The organism is Curtobacterium sp. PhB142 (assembly GCF_004341255.1).
In the GTDB taxonomy this organism is placed as follows: domain Bacteria; phylum Actinomycetota; class Actinomycetes; order Actinomycetales; family Microbacteriaceae; genus Curtobacterium.
Genome location: NZ_SLUT01000001.1, coordinates 651,485 through 668,270 on the forward strand (window position 1 = coordinate 651,485; position 16,786 = coordinate 668,270).

Annotated in this window: 19 protein-coding genes; 8 read left to right on the forward strand and 11 right to left on the reverse strand. The window is 72.2% G+C overall.

Annotation, left to right across the window (positions count from 1 at the left end):
- Positions 1–9: 9 nt before the first annotated feature.
- Positions 10–708, reverse strand: coding sequence for a carboxymuconolactone decarboxylase family protein (locus tag EDF31_RS03225; protein WP_131845135.1), 699 nt, complete (start codon positions 706–708; stop codon positions 10–12).
- Positions 709–831: 123 nt separating this feature from the next.
- Here EDF31_RS03225 and EDF31_RS03230 point away from each other — a divergent pair, with 123 nt between their 5' ends.
- Both EDF31_RS03230 and EDF31_RS03235 read left to right on the forward strand, forming a co-directional pair.
- Positions 832–1,848, forward strand: coding sequence for an aldo/keto reductase (locus tag EDF31_RS03230; RefSeq protein WP_123292981.1), 1,017 nt, complete (start codon positions 832–834; stop codon positions 1,846–1,848).
- Positions 1,845–2,594 (forward strand): SDR family oxidoreductase, encoded by a 750-nt coding sequence (locus tag EDF31_RS03235; protein WP_207896074.1) that lies wholly within the window; start codon positions 1,845–1,847, stop codon positions 2,592–2,594. Before EDF31_RS03230 ends, EDF31_RS03235 begins: the two co-directional genes overlap by 4 nt.
- Positions 2,595–2,730: 136 nt before the next feature.
- Here EDF31_RS03235 and EDF31_RS03240 read toward each other — a convergent pair whose 3' ends face one another.
- Positions 2,731–2,934, reverse strand: a complete 204-nt coding sequence (locus EDF31_RS03240; RefSeq protein ID WP_123671333.1) for a hypothetical protein — start codon at positions 2,932–2,934, stop codon at positions 2,731–2,733.
- Positions 2,931–3,803 (reverse strand): helix-turn-helix transcriptional regulator, encoded by an 873-nt coding sequence (locus EDF31_RS03245; protein WP_131845136.1) that lies wholly within the window; start codon positions 3,801–3,803, stop codon positions 2,931–2,933. The genes EDF31_RS03240 and EDF31_RS03245 overlap by 4 nt, the downstream gene beginning before the upstream one ends.
- Positions 3,804–3,883: 80 nt before the next feature.
- Between EDF31_RS03245 and EDF31_RS03250 the strand changes: the two genes are divergently transcribed.
- The gene (locus EDF31_RS03250; RefSeq protein WP_207896073.1) at positions 3,884–4,774 is read left to right on the forward strand and encodes an aldo/keto reductase; all 891 of its coding nucleotides are present in this window, start codon (positions 3,884–3,886) and stop codon (positions 4,772–4,774) included.
- A 78-nt stretch (positions 4,775–4,852) separates the two neighbouring features.
- On the opposite strand, the gene EDF31_RS03255 is transcribed toward EDF31_RS03250, so the two are convergent.
- Both EDF31_RS03255 and EDF31_RS03260 read right to left on the reverse strand, forming a co-directional pair.
- The gene (locus EDF31_RS03255; RefSeq protein WP_131845138.1) at positions 4,853–5,731 is read right to left on the reverse strand and encodes a helix-turn-helix transcriptional regulator; all 879 of its coding nucleotides are present in this window, start codon (positions 5,729–5,731) and stop codon (positions 4,853–4,855) included.
- Positions 5,732–5,794: 63 nt separating this feature from the next.
- The gene (locus EDF31_RS03260; RefSeq protein ID WP_243649820.1) at positions 5,795–6,964 is read right to left on the reverse strand and encodes a PQQ-dependent sugar dehydrogenase; all 1,170 of its coding nucleotides are present in this window, start codon (positions 6,962–6,964) and stop codon (positions 5,795–5,797) included.
- A gap of 109 nt (positions 6,965–7,073) precedes the next feature.
- Here EDF31_RS03260 and EDF31_RS03265 point away from each other — a divergent pair, with 109 nt between their 5' ends.
- Positions 7,074–7,472 carry a cupin domain-containing protein gene (locus EDF31_RS03265; protein WP_131845140.1) on the forward strand — a complete coding sequence of 133 codons (399 nt, stop codon included), beginning with the start codon at positions 7,074–7,076 and terminating at the stop codon, positions 7,470–7,472.
- Positions 7,469–8,140 (forward strand): SDR family NAD(P)-dependent oxidoreductase, encoded by a 672-nt coding sequence (locus tag EDF31_RS03270; RefSeq protein WP_131845141.1) that lies wholly within the window; start codon positions 7,469–7,471, stop codon positions 8,138–8,140. Before EDF31_RS03265 ends, EDF31_RS03270 begins: the two co-directional genes overlap by 4 nt.
- 141 nt (positions 8,141–8,281) lie before the next feature.
- Here the strand turns inward: EDF31_RS03270 and EDF31_RS03275 are convergent, their stop codons facing one another.
- On the reverse strand, positions 8,282–8,824 hold the full coding sequence (locus tag EDF31_RS03275; protein ID WP_131845142.1) for a TetR/AcrR family transcriptional regulator: 543 nt from the start codon (positions 8,822–8,824) through the stop codon (positions 8,282–8,284).
- Positions 8,825–8,877: 53 nt separating this feature from the next.
- Here EDF31_RS03275 and EDF31_RS03280 point away from each other — a divergent pair, with 53 nt between their 5' ends.
- From EDF31_RS03280 to EDF31_RS03290, 3 genes are read left to right on the forward strand one after another with little or no spacing between them, the layout of a single operon-like run.
- Positions 8,878–9,210: a DUF952 domain-containing protein gene (locus tag EDF31_RS03280; protein ID WP_131845143.1), complete on the forward strand. Its 333-nt coding sequence runs from the start codon at positions 8,878–8,880 to the stop codon at positions 9,208–9,210.
- A gap of 50 nt (positions 9,211–9,260) precedes the next feature.
- Positions 9,261–10,358, forward strand: a complete 1,098-nt coding sequence (locus tag EDF31_RS03285) for a hypothetical protein (RefSeq protein WP_131845144.1) — start codon at positions 9,261–9,263, stop codon at positions 10,356–10,358.
- 30 nt (positions 10,359–10,388) lie between these two features.
- Positions 10,389–10,826: a hypothetical protein gene (locus tag EDF31_RS03290; RefSeq protein ID WP_131845145.1), complete on the forward strand. Its 438-nt coding sequence runs from the start codon at positions 10,389–10,391 to the stop codon at positions 10,824–10,826.
- 45 nt (positions 10,827–10,871) lie between these two features.
- Here the strand turns inward: EDF31_RS03290 and EDF31_RS03295 are convergent, their stop codons facing one another.
- The 5 genes from EDF31_RS03295 to EDF31_RS03315 form a co-directional block, all read right to left on the reverse strand.
- The gene (locus tag EDF31_RS03295; RefSeq protein WP_131845146.1) at positions 10,872–13,691 is read right to left on the reverse strand and encodes an FtsX-like permease family protein; all 2,820 of its coding nucleotides are present in this window, start codon (positions 13,689–13,691) and stop codon (positions 10,872–10,874) included.
- On the reverse strand, positions 13,688–14,416 hold the full coding sequence (locus tag EDF31_RS03300) for an ABC transporter ATP-binding protein (RefSeq protein WP_123292992.1): 729 nt from the start codon (positions 14,414–14,416) through the stop codon (positions 13,688–13,690). Before EDF31_RS03300 ends, EDF31_RS03295 begins: the two co-directional genes overlap by 4 nt.
- Positions 14,413–14,997, reverse strand: coding sequence for a PadR family transcriptional regulator (locus EDF31_RS03305; protein ID WP_235035889.1), 585 nt, complete (start codon positions 14,995–14,997; stop codon positions 14,413–14,415). The genes EDF31_RS03300 and EDF31_RS03305 overlap by 4 nt, the downstream gene beginning before the upstream one ends.
- A 147-nt stretch (positions 14,998–15,144) precedes the next feature.
- Positions 15,145–16,026 (reverse strand): aldo/keto reductase, encoded by an 882-nt coding sequence (locus EDF31_RS03310; protein WP_131845147.1) that lies wholly within the window; start codon positions 16,024–16,026, stop codon positions 15,145–15,147.
- A 9-nt stretch (positions 16,027–16,035) separates the two neighbouring features.
- Positions 16,036–16,668: a YdeI/OmpD-associated family protein gene (locus EDF31_RS03315; RefSeq protein WP_131845148.1), complete on the reverse strand. Its 633-nt coding sequence runs from the start codon at positions 16,666–16,668 to the stop codon at positions 16,036–16,038.
- Between the last annotated feature and the right edge of the window lie 118 nt (positions 16,669–16,786).

The following is a 16,786-nucleotide window of genomic DNA, read 5'->3' on the forward strand; positions in this document are numbered from 1 at the left end:
GCCGCGACCTCAGGCGGCAGGCGCGCCCTCGTTCACGGCGGCGAGCCCGTTGAGCGTCCGCGGGTAGCCGATCACGGGCACCAGGACGGTGAGCACGTCGAGCAGCTGCTGCCGGGTGTTCCCGACGTGCAGGTTGCCCGCGACGTGTCCCGTGACCTGCGCGTCCGCACCGCCGAGCGCGACGAGGACCGCGAACGTCAGCAGCTCACGCGTCGGCAGGTCGAGCCCGTCCCGTCCGACGGTGTCGCCGAAGCAGTTGCCGGACAGGAACCGCTGGAAGTGCACGGTGTCGTCGGCCGCGTTCTCGTACATCGCGTCGACACGTCCGGCGCCGACGACGGCGCTCTGGACCGCACGGCCCCGTTCGAGTCGGTCGTCGGGGGTGGTCGTCGACTGGCCCGGCAGCGGGAGCTCGACACCGCGCGCGATCAGCACGTCGTTGGTGATCGTGAGGAAGTCCGAGGCGCGCGCGGACCCGACGTAGGCGACGGCCTGGTAGCCGATCTCCTTCGCCTCGACCGGGGTCAGCGAGCCGTCGAGCGCGGTGCCGAGCAGCTGTCGGAAAGCGGTCTGCGCGCCGGCGGCGATCATCGCACCGAGCTGTACGACCGCGCGGTCGTGGCTGCTGAGCGACGCGTGCTGCAGCGTCTCGTCCACGAAGTCGGCGTGGTACTGGGCGAACTCGGGGTCGGTCTCGGCGAACGTCATGTCCCCGACGCTACGACCGCCCCGCCGACCGAGGGAGGTAACGGCCTCCCCCCTTTCGCCGTGGGTGACCGGCCTAGCGTGGCAGCCGTGCCCGGCGAGACCCGCGGGCACGGAGAGGAAACCATGGAGTACCGCCAGCTCGGACGCACGGGCGTCGAGGTGAGCCCGCTCGCTCTGGGCACCATGATGTTCGGCCCGTGGGCGAACGCCGACGTCGACGACTCGATCCGGATCATCCACCGCGCCCTCGACGCGGGCATCAACTTCGTCGACACCGCCGACGCCTACTCGGACGGCGTCTCCGAGGAGATCGTCGGCAAGGCCATCAAGGACCGCCGTGACGACGTCGTGCTCGCCACCAAGTTCTTCATGCCGATGGGTGAGGGCCCGAACCGCTCCGGGGGCTCGCGCCGCTGGATCATGCAGGAGGTCGAGAACTCCCTGCGCCGCCTCGGCACCGACCACATCGACCTGTACCAGGTGCACCGTCCGTCCCCGACGACGGACGTCGAGGAGACCCTGGGCGCCCTGACCGACCTGGTCCGCCAGGGCAAGGTCCGGAACATCGGATCGTCGTCGTACTCGGGCGCCGAGATCGTCGAGGCCCAGTGGACCTCGGAGCGCCGTGGTCTGGAGCGCTTCCGCACCGAGCAGCCGCCGTACTCGATCCTGGTGCGCGGCATCGAGGAGGACGTCCTGCCGACCACGCAGCGCTACGGCATGGGCACCCTCGTCTACAGCCCGCTCGGCGGCGGCTGGCTCAGTGGCCGCTGGCGCAAGGACGCTCCCGGGACCCCCACGGCGAAGCACCGCCCCGCGGCCCGGTTCGACATGTCGACGCCCGCGAACCAGCGGAAGCTCGACATCGTCGAGGAACTCGCACTCCTGGCCGAGTCGCAGGACATGTCCCTCATCGAGATGTCGCTGGCGTGGGTGATCCGGCACCCCGGCGTCACGAGCGCGATCATCGGCCCGCGCACCATGGAGCAGCTCGAGTCGCAGCTCCCCGCCGCCGACCGCGTGCTCAGCGACGAGGTCCTGGACCGCATCGACGAGCTCGTCGCACCGGGCGTCACGATCAACCCCGACGACAACAGCTACGGGCAGCACACCCTGGTGCCCGCCGCACGTCGCCGGTGAGCGGCCTGACGGTCCTCGTCGTCGGGGCGACCGGCAGCGTCGGTCGCCTCGTCGTCGCGGAGTCGGTCCGCCAGGGGCACACCACCCGTGCCCTCGTGCGTGATGGGTCGCGAGCCGGTCGGCTCGACCCGGCCGCCGAGGTCGTCGTCGGCGACCTCACCCGCGCGGACTCGCTCCGCGACGCGGTGGCCGGCATCGACGCCGTGGTGTTCACCCACGGCGCGGCCTACGGAAGCGACGACGCCGAGGCGGTCGACTACGGCGCGGTCCGGAACGTCCTGACCGCGCTCGACGGTCGCCCGGTGCGCATCGCGCTGATGACGAGCATCGGCGTCACGCGACGCGGTACGACGCACGACTGGAAGCGCCGTGGCGAACGACTCGTCCGCGCCTCCGGCAACGCGTACACGATCGTCCGGCCGTCGTGGTTCGACATGAACGGCCCGGACCAGCTCGAGGTCACGTTCCTGCAGGGCGACACCCGTCACGCGGGCAGCCCTGCGGACGGGGTGATCGCCCGGCGGCAGATCGCGCGGGTCCTGGTCGACGCCCTGACCACGGAGACCGCGGTCGGCCGGACGCTCGAACTCGTCGCCGAGCGCGGTCCGGAGCAGGCCGACCTCGGGCCGGTGTTCGCGGCGCTCGACCCGGACACGGGTGTCGACGGCATCCGCGACCGGGAGAACCAGCCGCTCGACGCGGAACCCGCGGCAGTCCGTCAGGACCTTGCGGACGCACGCGGCTGACCGAGACGCGACCGAGTGACGGACGGGAGGCCCGTGGCGGCATCGCCACGGGCCTCCCGTCACGGCCGGCGCGCCGCTGGCGCGTCACGCCGGAACCGGCGGGTGGGGCCCACCTCCCGTCCGCCCTGTCGATGCGTCAACGACGTCGGAACAGCTCGCCGAGGTGCCACGGGCCGGGCGCGAGCCGCACGGCGGCCTCGGCACGCACGCGCTCCTCGAGCGCACGGTCGCGGGTCAGATCGTGGATCTCCTGCTCAGCGCGCCAGCGGAACCGCAACCGGCCGAGGAACCCGAGCGGTGCGGCGGCTGCGGTCGTCGGGACGGACTCGGTCTCGCTCATGCGTCCTCCGGTTCCGGGACGGCTGCGGCCGTCGTGGCGACGAGGTTCGCGAGCAGCTGCAGGCGTTCCTCGGACGGTGAGCCCGGCTCGGTGCCGTAGGCGATGAGCGTCAGACCGGTGTCGGTCGCGAGCTCCATCGTCTCGTACGTCAGGTCGAGGTCGCCGACCTCGGGGTGGTGCACCCGCTTCGAGCCGTTCAGGTGTCGCATGACGCCGTGCGCGGCCCAGCGCTGCCGGAACTCCTCGCTGCGGGTGGAGAGCTCGCCGATCAGGTCGGTCAGTTCCTTGTCGTACGGCGACCGGGCTGCCTCGGCACGGAGCACGGCCACCATGTCGCTCGCGACGACGTCCCAGTCGCGCCAGAACTCCTGACCGCGTGGGTCGAGGAACGCGAAGCGGGCGGTGTTCGGGGTGCCGGCGGGGTCGAGGAACAGCGGCGAGTACAGCGCGCGTGCCAGGGCGTTGCCGGCCAGGAAGTCGGAGCGGCCGTTGCGCACCCACGCGGGCATGGTCATGCCGTCGAGCATGCGCTGCACGGTCGGCCGGACCTTCGACGTCGGGGGCTTCCGCCGCGTGGTCGCCGATGCGTTCTGCACACGCGCCAGGTCGAACAGGTGCGCGTGCTCGGCGTCGTCGAGGCGCAGCGCACGCGACAGCGACTCGAGCACGCTCTCCGAGACGCCGGTGAGGTTCCCGCGCTCGAGGCGGATGTAGTAGTCGACGCTCATGCCGGCGATGAGTGCGAGCTCCTCGCGGCGGAGACCCTTGACCCGTCGGGCGCCACCGAAGTCGGGCAGGCCGACCTGCTGCGGCGTGACGCGCTCGCGGCGGGTGCGGAGGAAGTCGCGCACTTCGCTCTTGGTGTCCATGCGTCCACGGTAGGACGGTGCCGGGCGGGGAAGAAGGGGTTGCTGGTACCCGTCAGGGTCAGGGGCACCGGCCTAGCGTCATGGGCATGGACACACTCACCCTCAACAACGGACTCGAGATCCCCGCGATCGGCTTCGGCGTGTTCCAGAGCGCACCCGACGAGACCGTGGACGCGGTCCGCACGGCACTGGAGACCGGGTACCGCCACATCGACACCGCCGCCGCGTACGGCAACGAACGCGAGGTCGGCGAGGGCATCCGCGCCTCCGGCGTCGACCGCGACGAGATCGTGGTCGAGACGAAGATCTGGGTCTCCGACTACGGCTACGACGAGACCCTGCACGCGTTCGAGAAGGCCACCGGCAAGCTCGGGTTCGACCGCGTCGACGTGCTGATCCTGCACCAGCCCGCGCCGGACCGCTTCGAACGGACGGTGCAGGCGTACAAGGCGCTCGAGACGCTGCACGCCGACGGTCGGGTCGGAGCGATCGGCGTGAGCAACTTCATGCCGCACCACCTGCAGTCGCTGCTCGACGCGACCGACGTCATCCCGGCGCTCAACCAGGTCGAGCTGCACCCGTACTTCACGCAGCCGGACGTGCAGCGCGCCGACGCGGAGCACGGGGTCCTCGACCAGGCGTGGTCCCCCATCGGCGGGATCACCTTCTACCCGGGCTGGGGTGACGAGCGGGTCAGCGTGATGGACGACCCGACGATCCGGACCATCGCCCAGACGCACGGCAAGACGCCGGCGCAGGTGATGCTCCGCTGGCACGTGCAGCAGGGGCGGAACGCGATCCCGAAGTCGACGAACCCCGGACGGATCGCGGAGAACTTCGACGTCTTCGACTTCGTGCTGTCCGACGACGACCTCAGGGCCCTGGACGCGCTCGACACGGGCCGCCGGAACGGCCCGGACCCCGACGGTGCGGACACGAGCCGCTTCGAGCGGGTGATCCCGGAGGTCTGACGCGACCACGGGCGGCCGGGAGGCGCGGTGCGGTCGCGCCCCGTGCCTCCCGGCCCTGGAATGGTCGCGACCACCGCGTCAGGTGAGCTGGCGCGCCCGCTCCGCGATGCCCTCCGTCGCCGCCCACGAGGCGAGCAGGCGGAGCGCGTCGGCGGTCGGGCTGCCCGGGGTCGCCGGGTAGATCGTGAGCGCGAGCCCGGGGTCCTCGGCGAGTTCGAGCGTCTGGAAGTGCAGCTCGAGCGGACCGACGACAGCGTGCCGGAAGGATTTCACGCCGGCGTAGTGGCGGCGGACGTCGTGCGCCGCCCACAGGGCGCGGAAGTCGTCGCTCCGCATCGACAGCTCGCCGATGAGTGCTGCGAGGTCGCGGTCGTTCGGTGTACGCCCGGCCTCGCGCCGCAGGATCGCGACGTTCGTGTGCGCCGCCCGCTGCCAGTCCTGGTAGAAGTTCCGGGCCTGCGGGTCGAGGAAGATGAAGCGCGAGAAGTTCATCGGCCGGGCCGGTGCCGCCACCAGGTCGGAGTGCATCGCGTAGCCGAGCGCGTTCGCGGCGACGATGTCCTGCCGGTTGTTGATGATCATCGCCGGCGCATCGGTGATGACGTCGAGCAGGTACTGCAGCTCCGGGCGGACGGCCGCCACCGGCACGACCTTGCCCGCGCGCCGCGGTGTCGCGTTCTGGTGCCGGGACAGGTCGCGCAGGTGCTCGAGCTCGGCGGCGTCGAGCTGCAGTGCGCCGGCGACGGCCTCGAGCACGCTGTCCGAGACGCCCTGCAGGTTCCCCCGCTCCAACCGCGTGTAGTAGTCGATGCTGACGCCTGCCAGCCGTGCGACCTCTTCGCGCCGGAGCCCGGTGACCCGACGGCGGGTGCCGAACGTCTCGACCCCGGCTTGCTCGGGGGTGATGCGGGCGCGACGGCTGGACAGGAAGTCGCGGGCTTCGTCGCGGTGGTTCATGCCGTCACGGTAACCGGCTGGACAGCGTGCGAGCGAGGGGCTGCCGGAACCCCTGTGGGGTCGTCACGACCGCGTGAGCGGGACCGAGACGATGCGATCGTCCCCCGCTGCGGGGTCACCACGGCCGTCGGTGTTGTTCGTGACGAACCAGAGGGTGTCCGCCGGCCCCTCGAGCACGGTCCGGATCCGGCCGAAGTCGCCCGGGAAGTACTCGGTCGACGTCCCCGGGTCGTCCGCCGGGATCGCCCGGAGCACCTCGCCGCGCAGGTTGGCCACGAACACGGTGTCGTCGACGACCGTCAGGCCGCTCGGGGACGCCTCGTCCGTCGACCACTGCTGCACCGGGTCGACGAAGCCCTGGTCCTCGCCGCCCTCGCCCTCACCCTCGACCTCGGGCCAGCCGTAGTTCTCGCCCGCCTCGATCACGTTCAGCTCGTCGAGGGTGTTCTCGCCGAACTCCGACGCGAACATCGTGCCGTCCGACGACCATCCCAACCCCTGCACGTTGCGGTGCCCGAGGCTCCAGACGGGTGACCCGTCGAACGGGTTGTCGTCCGGTACGTCGCCGTCCGGGGTGAGCCGCAGGATCTTGCCCGCGAGCGAGTCCTCGTCCTGCGCGTCACTGCTCGTGCCGGCGTCCCCGACGCTGGCGTAGAGCATGTCGTCGGGGCCGAACGCGATGCGGCCACCGTCGTGGAACGTGTTCGACGGCAGCCCGTCGATGATCGTCGTGGCGTCACCGAGCGCCCACGACCCGGCGCTGCCCGTCAGTTCGAACCGCTGGATCCGGTTGCCGTCGTCGGCCGTCGAGTACACGAACAGGTCGTCGTCGTGCAGGGCCAGCCCGAGCAGCCCGCCCTCGCCGCCGTGGCTGACGCCGTCGACGGTGCCCACCTCGCGCGTCGTGCCGTCGTCCTGCAGCTCGAGGACCTTCGCGGAGTCGCGTTCGCTGACCAGGGCGTCGCCGTCGTCGCCGGTGCGGACGACCGACCACGGTGCCTCGAGCCCGGTGACCACGTCGCTGGTGTCGCCGTCGAGCGCGACCTGCCCGGTGGGCAGGTCGGCGGGGGCGGTGGCGCGGGCGCTCGCCGACGAGCCGCGGTCGTCGTCCGGTGCGGCATCGGCGCAGCCGCTCAGGGCGAGGGCGGCCACCGCGGCGATGCCCGCTGCGGACCAGGCGCGTCGAGTGCGGGTCGGGCTCGGCTGCTGGGTCGGGTGTTCGCTGCTGTCCACGGTGGTCCTCCCGGATCGTGCGTCGATCACACACGTCGTGTTCGGGAAACGGCTGAGGGGTACGGCCGGCACCTCCCTCCGGTGCGCACATCGGCCTACCGTCGGGGCCATGGAGATCCAACCGAAGCAGCCGACCGTCAAGAACCCGGCCGCGCAGTTCACCGGCGACGTGTACCTCGACGCCATCGCCAGCCCGAGGGAAGCCGGCCAGTCGATGACCGTCGCGAAGGTCCGGTTCCTGCCCGGCGCCCGCACCGCCTGGCACTCGCATGCCAACGGCCAGACCCTGCACGTCACCGAGGGCGTCGCGCGGATGGGGACCCGTGACGGCGGCGTCGTCGAGGTCCAGGCCGGGCAGACCGTCTACACGCCGGCCGGTGAGGAGCACTGGCACGGTGCGACCCCGACGGACTACATGGAGCACCTCGCGATGCTCGACCTCGCCGACGACCCGGCGACCACCACCACCTGGCTCGAGCACGTCACCGACGAGGAGTACTCCGCATGACCACCATCGCCATCATCGGGGCCGGCAAGGGCCTCGGTCTCGCCGTCGCCGAACGCTTCGGCCGCGAGGGCTTCTCGATCGCCCTCGTCTCCCGCAACCAGGACCGCCTGGACGGCCTCGCCGCGTCGCTGCGCGAGCAGGGCATCACGGCCGCCGGGTTCGCCGCGAACGTCCGTGACGGCGATTCGCTCCGCAGCGCCCTCGAGCGTGCGACCGAGCAGCTCGGCCCCATCGAGGTGCTGCAGTACAGCCCGCTCCCCGCCAAGGAGTACATGCGTCCGGTGCTCGAGACCACCGCGGACGACCTGGTCGGCCCGATCGAGTTCTCGGTCTACGGCTCGGTCAACGCGGTCCGCCAGGTGCTGCCCGGCATGCGCGCGATCGGCCACGGCACGATCCTGTACGTGAACGGCGGCAGTGCGGTGCGTCCCGGCGCCCGGGTCACCGGCACCTCGGTCGCCTTCGCGGCCGAGAGCGCCTACGCCCAGCTCCTGCACGACGCCGTGCGCGACGAGCAGGTCCACGTCGGTCAGCTCATCATCCCGTTCGGCATCGACGACGGGCAGCCGGAGCACTCCGGCGAGTCCATCGCGGATCGCTTGTGGGCCATCCACGCGGAGCGCGGCGAGTTCCGCACGTACGCGGAGGCGCTGCCCGACCCCGCTTGAGCGCGATGCGCGCCGCATCGCTCGCCGCTTCGTGAGCAGGAATGGTCGGGTCCGCGACGGCCACCCGACCATTTCTGCTCACCATGTGGCGGACGGGAGGCCCGTGGCGGCGCCGCCACGGGCCTCCCGTCCGCCCTGGGGTCACGTCGAGAGCACCGCGACGGCACGCGCGGCGCGTGCGGCGACCGCGGCCGCCGTCGGGGCCGGAGCCAGGCCGAGCAGGCGCTGGCGGTGGAGCTCCCCGAGCAGCAGGGTGAAGAGCTCGGCGGCGGTCTCCGGAGTGGTTCCGGCGCGGACCAGGGCCTGCTGCGCGGCGAGCGGCCCGGCCTCGTGGAACTCGCGCGCGAGCTCGGGTGACCGCGTCGACTCCGCGATGACGAGCCGGTGCAGGGCGACAGCACGGTCCGAGAACAACGCGCTGCCGATCGCTGTAGCCGTGGACACGAGGTCCGCCGTGGGCTGGTCGGCGTACGGGTGCTGCCGCCGGACGACCGCTCGGAGGATCGCGGGCTTGTCGCCGAACGCCGTGTAGAGCGTGCGTTTCGTGACCCCGGCCTCGGCGGCGACGCGGTCGAGTGCGACGCCCGCGAACCCGTGCTCCAGGAACAGGTCGGTCGCGACGTCGAGGATCCGCTCGTCACGGGCGATCCGCTCGTCGGCGGTCGGACGTCCTCGCTTGTTCACGGACCCATCCTAGCGGTAATGATACGCTCCCGTCTCATTACCGAGGAGGGTCCATGACCGATGTGGTCTGTCACGTGGCGATCGCCGACGACTGGGAGATGAGCCGCGGGTTCGGCGAGTACGAGGTGTCCACCCGTGGCGTGCCGCTCGAGCCGGGCGGGTACGTCCGTGCCACCACGCCCGACCGGGTGTCCGAGGTCGTCACCGAGCGGTACGGCGACCTCGCGCTGCCCCTGCTCCGGATCGACCTGAGCGTCGAGGGGCTCGCAGCTGCGGGGGTGCCGGTCGAGTGGGTCGACGGGGTCCCCCGGGTGCGCGGTCCGATCCCGATGAACGACGAGGTCGTGTTGGCCGAGGTGCCGATCGCGATGGGTCCTCGGATGTAGCAGCGCCGCCGGGGGCCGTCGCCCGGCGATCGAGGCCCTAGCGTCGTGGCGTGGATCCGAACGCGTTCGACAGCGTGGCCGGTGTCGGGCTGCTGCTGCTCATGCCCGTGTCGGTGCTGTTCGTCGCCGCCGCGCTCCGACGACTCGCGGTGCCGCGGTGGTCGTGGGCGCTCTACCTGCTCGGGGTGGCCGGCGTCCTCGTGCTGCTGCACGGCGCGGGACACACCCGGTACGAGGTGGAGGACGACACGCAGATCTGGTGGGACTTCGGCCAGTTCGTGGGGCTCGGTCTCGGACGCATCGGGGTCGGCGTCAACGCGGTCGTGGCGACGGCGTGGATACTGTCCCGCCCACGCGGCGCCGACGAGGTCCTGCCGCGACGCGAGACCCGGTTGTTCGCCGCGTCGTACCTGACCACCGCGATCGCAACCGCACTGCCGGCGACGTGGTGGGCTGCCGGGCTCGGGATCGTGCCGCTCCCCATCGAGCTGGCGGTCGTGGCGGTCGGGGTGGGGTTCTTGACCGTCGCGTTGTGGCTGCGCCGGACACGGGCCACGAGGGCTGACGAGGCCGTCCAGGTGCCCGAGTTCCTGTGGCCGCTGGACGCGGTCGTCGCGATCGCGGTGGTCGGGTCGCTCGCCGTCGGTCCGCTGCTCACGGGGAGCGGGTTGCCGGACGGGTCGGTCGGCCCTGCTCCGGACGTCGCGGTGACCGCCGCACCGACGACGGACCCGGACTGGCCCGGGCCGGTGCCGACCACGACGACGACGCTCGACGCCGACGCGATCGAGGCGGACACCCGCGCGTTGCTCGAGGACACGATCCGCTGGGCCGGCCCCCTCGACGACCTGTCGTCACCGACGCCCGCCGCTGCCCGGCCGCCGCAGGTCGAACTCGTCGCGGAGCGGTGCGACGACGGTGGACGGCGGTGGACCGGGTCGCTCGTGCTGCCCACCGTCCGTCCGCAGGACCTGGCACCGCGCGTGCAGGCGGGGTGGGATGCAGCGGGCTACGCGGCGGTCGACCGGGCGATGGGCACCGACCTCGTCATGCCGCTCCGCGGGGACGCCGCGGTGGAACGGATGCGGCTCGGCGGTGGACCCGACGGGGTGCACGTCGACGTCGAGTCCTTCCGCACCGGCACGTGAGCACGACACCCGCGCCCTAGGCTGGAAGGGATGTCCAGCGTCCTCCTCACCGTGCACGTCGTGGCGGCGCTGCTCACCCTCGGGCCCGTCGCGGTCGCCGGGAGCATGTTCCCGAAGCCGGCCCGCGCGCTCGTCGTCGATCCGGGCGACCAGGGGGCCCGAGCGGTCGCCAGGGTCCTGCACCGGATCTGCCACGTGTACTCGATCATCTCGCTCGCGGTTCCGACCTTCGGCACGGCCCTGGCGTTCGAGGTCGGGGCACTCGACGAGGCGTGGCTGCTCGTCTCGATCGGTCTGACCGCGGTGGCTGCGGGGATCCTCGCGCTCGGGGTCCTACCGGAACAGCGCGAGGTCCTGCGCGGGAACGGGACCGAGCGCTCGCCGCGGAAGCTCGCTGCCCTGGTCGGCCTGTTCAACCTGGTGTGGGTCGTCGTCGCCGTGCTCATGGTGGTGCAGCCCGGCGCCTGACCAGGCTGCACCGGGACGGCGCCACGTGCAGCGCCGCCCCACACCTCAGTGCGCCCGCCGCACCGCCACGCGGCGTCGGCCGTGCGCGGTGAGCCATGCCCCGGCCGTCACCAGGAGCGGCAGACCGATCGCGAGCAGGGCCAGCATCGACCAGTCCGGCACGAACGGCATGTGGTTCGACCCGACCGCTGGCTCCGTGAACCGCAGGGTGAGTGCCCGCATCGGCAGCAGCCCCAGCAGGGTGCCGATCACCGCGCCCACCGAGGCCAGGATCGCTGCCTGCCAGGTCGACACCCGCCGTCGCAGTCGTGGTGCGGCACCGATCGCGTCGAGCACCTCGTCGTCTCGGCGCCCGTCGGACCGCGCGAGCCCGATGGCCACCGCCGTCGCACCGATCGTCACCGCCGCGGCCAGCGCGAGCACGATCGCCCGGATCAGCGCGCCGTTGTCGACCGGCCCGGCCTCGTAGGCGAACTGCGGGCCGTCCCACCGAGCGCGGTCCGCGCCGCCGAAGCTCTGCCAGGCGGAACTCAGCTCGTCCCACTGCTCGGGCGCGATGTCCCCGGGCAGCGTCGTGACGAGCATGCCGTCGACGGCGCGCACCCCGTAGTGCGCAGCGGTCGCCTTCGTCATGAAGACGCCGACCTGGATCCGCGGCGACTGCACGTCGAGCACGGCCGGGATCGACACGCTGGCGTCCGGTTTCGTCGTCGTCGTGATCGTCGGGCTCTCCCACGTGCGGTCGTGGAACGTGTCGATGCGGACGGCACCGTCGTGGGCGTACTCCGGCCACAGTGACACCGCCTTGCCGCCCTCGAGCGCATCCCGCACGGCAGCAGATGGTCGGTGTCCGGTGAGCACCGCGTAGTCGTCGACGGTGCCCGTCCAGATGTGCGGGACGGTCGCGTCAGCGGTGTCGAGGTAGTACGAGCACGACGTGGAGTCGTAGCCGTCGCAGTCGAAGTCCGTCCACCGGTGCGGCATCGTCACGGACGACGGGGTGTCGCCCGCCCAGCCCTCGGCCACGCCGAGCACCCGGATCCGGTCGTGGTCGAGCACCCGCGCGACGACCTTCGCCGCGTGGGCCGTCAACGCCGCGTCGTGCCCGCTGTCGGCACCGTCCTTGCTGGACAGCTGCACCTCGGACGTCGCGACCCCGACCGCCGTCGTGTACTCGTACCCGCGGACGTACTGCGCGTGGCTCGATGCGCTCCACGTGATCACGACCGACGCGACGAACACGACGCTCATCACACTGGCGAGCACCGGCACCGTCCGGACCGGGTTGCGCCGGGCATCGCGGGCGGCCAACCGAGCCGACAGGCCCAGGCGTGCGGACATCCGGGACACCAGGGCCAGGAGCCACGGCGAGCAGATCGCGATGCCGAGCTGCATCAGGCACGGTCCGAGCGCGACCCCGGCACCGACCACCCAGGCCCAGTGGTCGTCCTGCACCCGGCGGTCGTTGAGCATGAGCACCCCGGCGCCGCAGGCCAGCGTCATCACGGCACCCGCGATGATGAGCACCGGCCCCCAGATGCGTCGCCGACGACGAGCAGGACGGTCGACGGGCGCGGGCCGGAGTGAACCCCGCAGCGCCGCGAGCACGTTGATGCGGGTGGCGGCCCGCGCAGCGACGAGTGCGGAGACCAGCCCGGCCAGGACGCCGGCGGCCGCGACCACGAGCAGCAGGAGCGGGGGCACGTGCAAGCCGGGGAACGACACGACGTCGCCGTTGTCGATCAGGCGGAACACCGCGACGCCGATCCCGGTGCCCACCGCGACGCCGAGGACGGCGCCGATGGACCCGAGCACGAGGCCGGACCCGGCGACGATCGTCCGGACGAACCGCTTGTCCCCGCCGACGCTCGTGACGATCGCGTACGAACGGGTGTCCGCCCGGGTGCCGACCAGGAACGCGGCCCCGGCGAGCAGCGCGACCTCGAACATCGCGAAGACCCCGAGCAGCGCCATCGCACCGAGGTACCAGCCGAGCGACGAGCTCATCTGGCCGCCGGGCAGGCGGGCGTCCGGCGGGTCGAGCACGACCGGGCGGGACTGCACGACGATGCCGTGCGCGTTGAGCTGCCGGATCTCCGACCAGGTCGGGGCGTCCGACGGCAGGTAGACGGTGACGTCGGTGAGACCCGCGTCGTCGGTGGTGTCGGTCGTCGACAGGGTCGTCCCCCACGGCAGGAACACGCCCTGCTCGCTGGGCGCCGAACCGAGGTCGCGCATCGTCCCGGTGATCGTGAACCGCTTCGTGACGGGATCGGTGATGTCGATGGTGTCACCGATGTGGGCGTCGAGCCGGTCGAGGGTCGCCGGCGTGACCATGAGTTGGTTGCGCGCGGTCGGCGCCGACCCGTCGAGGACGCGCCAGTGGCCCTCGAGCGACGGGTCCCAGACGCTGCCCTCCACCGCGCTCAGGCCGACAGGTCCCTTGGGTCCCTGCACCACGACGGGCGTGCCGCCGACCGGGATCGACAGCGCACCGTCCGGCACGTGGGCGAGCACGTTCGCGAACGGCGGGTCCTCGTCGGCCTCCGTGACCGGGCTGTTCCGCTTCGCGTCGGTGAACTGCCACTGCACCGGGTCCTGCCGCATGCCGGGCAGGTCCGGGCCGGAGACCCGCATCTGCGCGGCCGCCTTGCCGAGGTCGTAGTCCAGCGACTCCGCGGTCGTGGGCTGCGTCGACTGCACGACGACCGCCACCGCGGCGAACCCGGCGGTGGGGATGCCGATGAGCGCGATGATCAGCGCCGCCCGACCGGCCTTCGCGAACGCCAGTCGACGCCCCAGACGGAGCGCCGGCCGGAGAGCGAACGGCGTCCGGCCGGTGCCCGGACGCCGACGCCGGCTCACGACGCGGTCCGGTCCGACAGGGCGAGCTCCACGCCCGAGTACACGGTCTCGTCGACCACGCGACCGTCGCGCAGGAAGACGATCCGGTCCGCCCAGGCAGCGTGCCGGGCGTCGTGGGTGACGAGCAGTGCGCCGGCTCCGGCGTCCACGTGTCGTCGGAGCATGCGGAGCACCACCTCGCCGGTCTGCGAGTCGAGGGCGCCGGTCGGTTCGTCCGCCAGCACGAGCCGACGTTCGCCGACCACGCCCCGGGCGATCGCGACGCGCTGCTGCTGCCCGCCGGACAGGTCGTCCGGGTAGGCGTCGCCGCGGTGTGCGAGTTCGACGTTGTCGAGTGCCAGTTCCGCGGCGCGGCGGGCCTGCGAGGCCTTCCAACCGTCGAGCTCGAGCGGCAGCGCCACGTTCTCGACCGCGGTGAGCGATGGGATCAGGTTGAAGTCCTGGAACACGAACCCGATGAGGCGACGGCGGAGGGCCGCGAGTTCCTTGGCGGGCCGGTCGGACACGAACTCGCCGTCGATCAGCACTTCGCCGCTCGTCGGCGGCAGCAGGGTGCCGGCGCAGGCGAGCAGCGTCGACTTGCCGGAACCCGAGGTCCCCATGACGGCGACCATCTCGCCGCGCTGGACGGCCAGGTCGATGCCGGCCAGCGCCGTGACGGCCTTCGCGCCGGAGCCGTAGTGCACGCTGACGGCGTCGAGCTGCAGGAGCGGTGCGGCGCTCACCGTGCACTCCGCGCGGTGTCGGCAGCGGTCGGGGACGAGGAGCCAGCGTCGGCCGCCGGGTGGTCGTCCGGCCGGTACCGCGCCACGGTCGACTCCACGTGGTCGAGCCACCGCACCTCGGCCTCGGCCTGGAACACCATCGACTCGAGCACGAGCGACCACGCCAGGTCCGTCGCGGGATCGGTCGTGCGCTTGAGCCGGGTCAGGTCCTGCAGGTTCCGGATGGCGGCACCGCGCTGCACCTGCACCAGGCGCGCGACGTCGACGCCGGGCACCGTCACGGCGAGCGCGAACTTGATGGCGAGTTCGTCACGCCCGCGCTTGGCGGGCACCGGCTCGCTGAACCAGCGCGCCACTTCCCCGCGACCCGCGTCGGTCACCGTGTAGACGACGTGGCCGTCGTCATCGGTGTCGCCGCGGGCCACGAGGCCGTCGCGTTCCAGGCGGTCGAGTGTCGTGTAGACCTGGCCGATGTTCAGCGGCCAGCTCCCGCCGGTGCGGTGCTCGAACTCCCCCCGGAGCTGGTACCCGTACCCGGGTCCCCCCACCAGCAGCGCGAGTACGCCCATCCGTACGCTCATGACACTTCCCCCGTCTCTCGTCCAACATGGACATACCGAGTATGCCCATACCGCGTATGCATGCGCAACCAGAAGACGGACTGGAGGCCCGTGGCGGTGTCGCCACGGGCCTCCAGTCCGCCGTTCGGTCGCGTCCGCGACCCCGGGTCAGGAACCCAGCTTCGACAGCTCCTCGAACTCGTCGTCGGTCAGCTCGATGGTCGCGCCCTGCAGGTTGTCCTCCAGGTGCGAGACGCTCGAGGTGCCGGGGATCGGGAGCACGACGGGCGAGCGCTTGAGCAGCCAGGCGAGGGCGAGCTGCGCCGGCGACGCACCCTTCCGGTCGGCGATCTCGGTGAGCGGCGAGTCCTCGCCGGTCAGCCCGCCGGTCGCGAGCGGGAACCACGGGATGAACGCGATGCCCTGCTCGGTCGACCAGTCGAGGAGCTCCTCGGCGTCGCGCTTCTGCAGGTTGTACAGGTTCTGCACGGAGACGATCGTCGCGATCTCCTGGGCAGCCTTGACGTCGTCGACCGACACCTCGGACAGGCCGATGTGCCGGATCTTGCCCTCGTCCTGCAGCTTCTTCAGCTCGCCGACCTGGTCCTCGAGCGGGACCTTCGGGTCGATGCGGTGCAGCTGGAACAGGTCGATGCGCTCGAGGCCCAGACGGCGGAGGCTCATCTCGGCCTCCTGACGCAGGTACTCCGGACGGCCGACCGGCGGCCACTCGTTCGGGCCGGTCCGGGTGAGTCCGGCCTTCGTCGCGATGACGACGTCGTCGCCGTAGGGGTGGAGCGCCTCGTGCAGGAGCTCCTCGGCGACGTACGGGCCGTACGAGTCCGCGGTGTCGAAGAAGTCCACGCCGAGCTCGACGGCGCGCTGCAGCACGCGGACGGCCTCGTCGTGGTCCTTCGGGGGTCCCCAGACGCCGGGGCCGGTGAGCTGCATGGTGCCGTAGCCGAGGCGGTGGACCTCGAGGTCGCCACCGATGCGGAAGGTGCCGGAGGCCGCGGCCGGGCGGTTCGTGGTGTCGGTGTCAGTGGTCATGTCCCCGGTCTACGCCGGAGGCGTTGCCGGTCCCTGAGTCGGTGTCCCCCGGCGCTCCGACCGGTCCGGACGCGGGTGCGGCGTCTCGCCGCGTGCCAGTCCGGAGACGAGCTTCGTCAGCCGGTTCGTCCGCGAGGTCGCACTCGGCGCGGTCGTGATCCGGTGCAGCACGGCGTACCGGTTCGTGCCGTCGAGCTCGGCGAACAGGGCGGCTGCCGCGGGTGACGCGTCGAGCGCCGCCTGCAGGTCCTCGGGGACGGTGGCGGTCGCCGGCCCGGCGTACGCGCGGTCCCACCGGCCGTCGCCCTTCGCCCGGTCGATCTCGGCCTGCCCGCGCTCGCGCATCCGGCCGTCGGCGATGAGCGTCGCGACGAGTCCGAGGTTGCGCTGCGACCAGAGTGAGGCCTTCCGCCGCGGGGTGAACCGCTGGCGGTAGGTCGTGTCGTCCCGCCCACGCCGCTGCCCGTCGATCCACCCGGAGCACAGCGCCTCATCGAGGGCGGTGTCGTAGGTCAGGGTCGTCGGCTCGGTGACGCCCTTCTTCGCGAGCACGAGCCACACCCCGTCGGCGTCGCCCTCGTGCGCGTCGAGCCAGGCACGCCACGCGGCGACGTCCGGCAGCACCAGGTCGACGATGTCCATGCGGTCATCGTAGGACGCGGCCGGCCGGCCGCCCCGGCTCCTGCCCGAGACTCGGCGTGGGCGACAGTCCTCGCGGTGCGCGCCACGAGAACCGTCGCCCACACCGAGACTCGCGTGC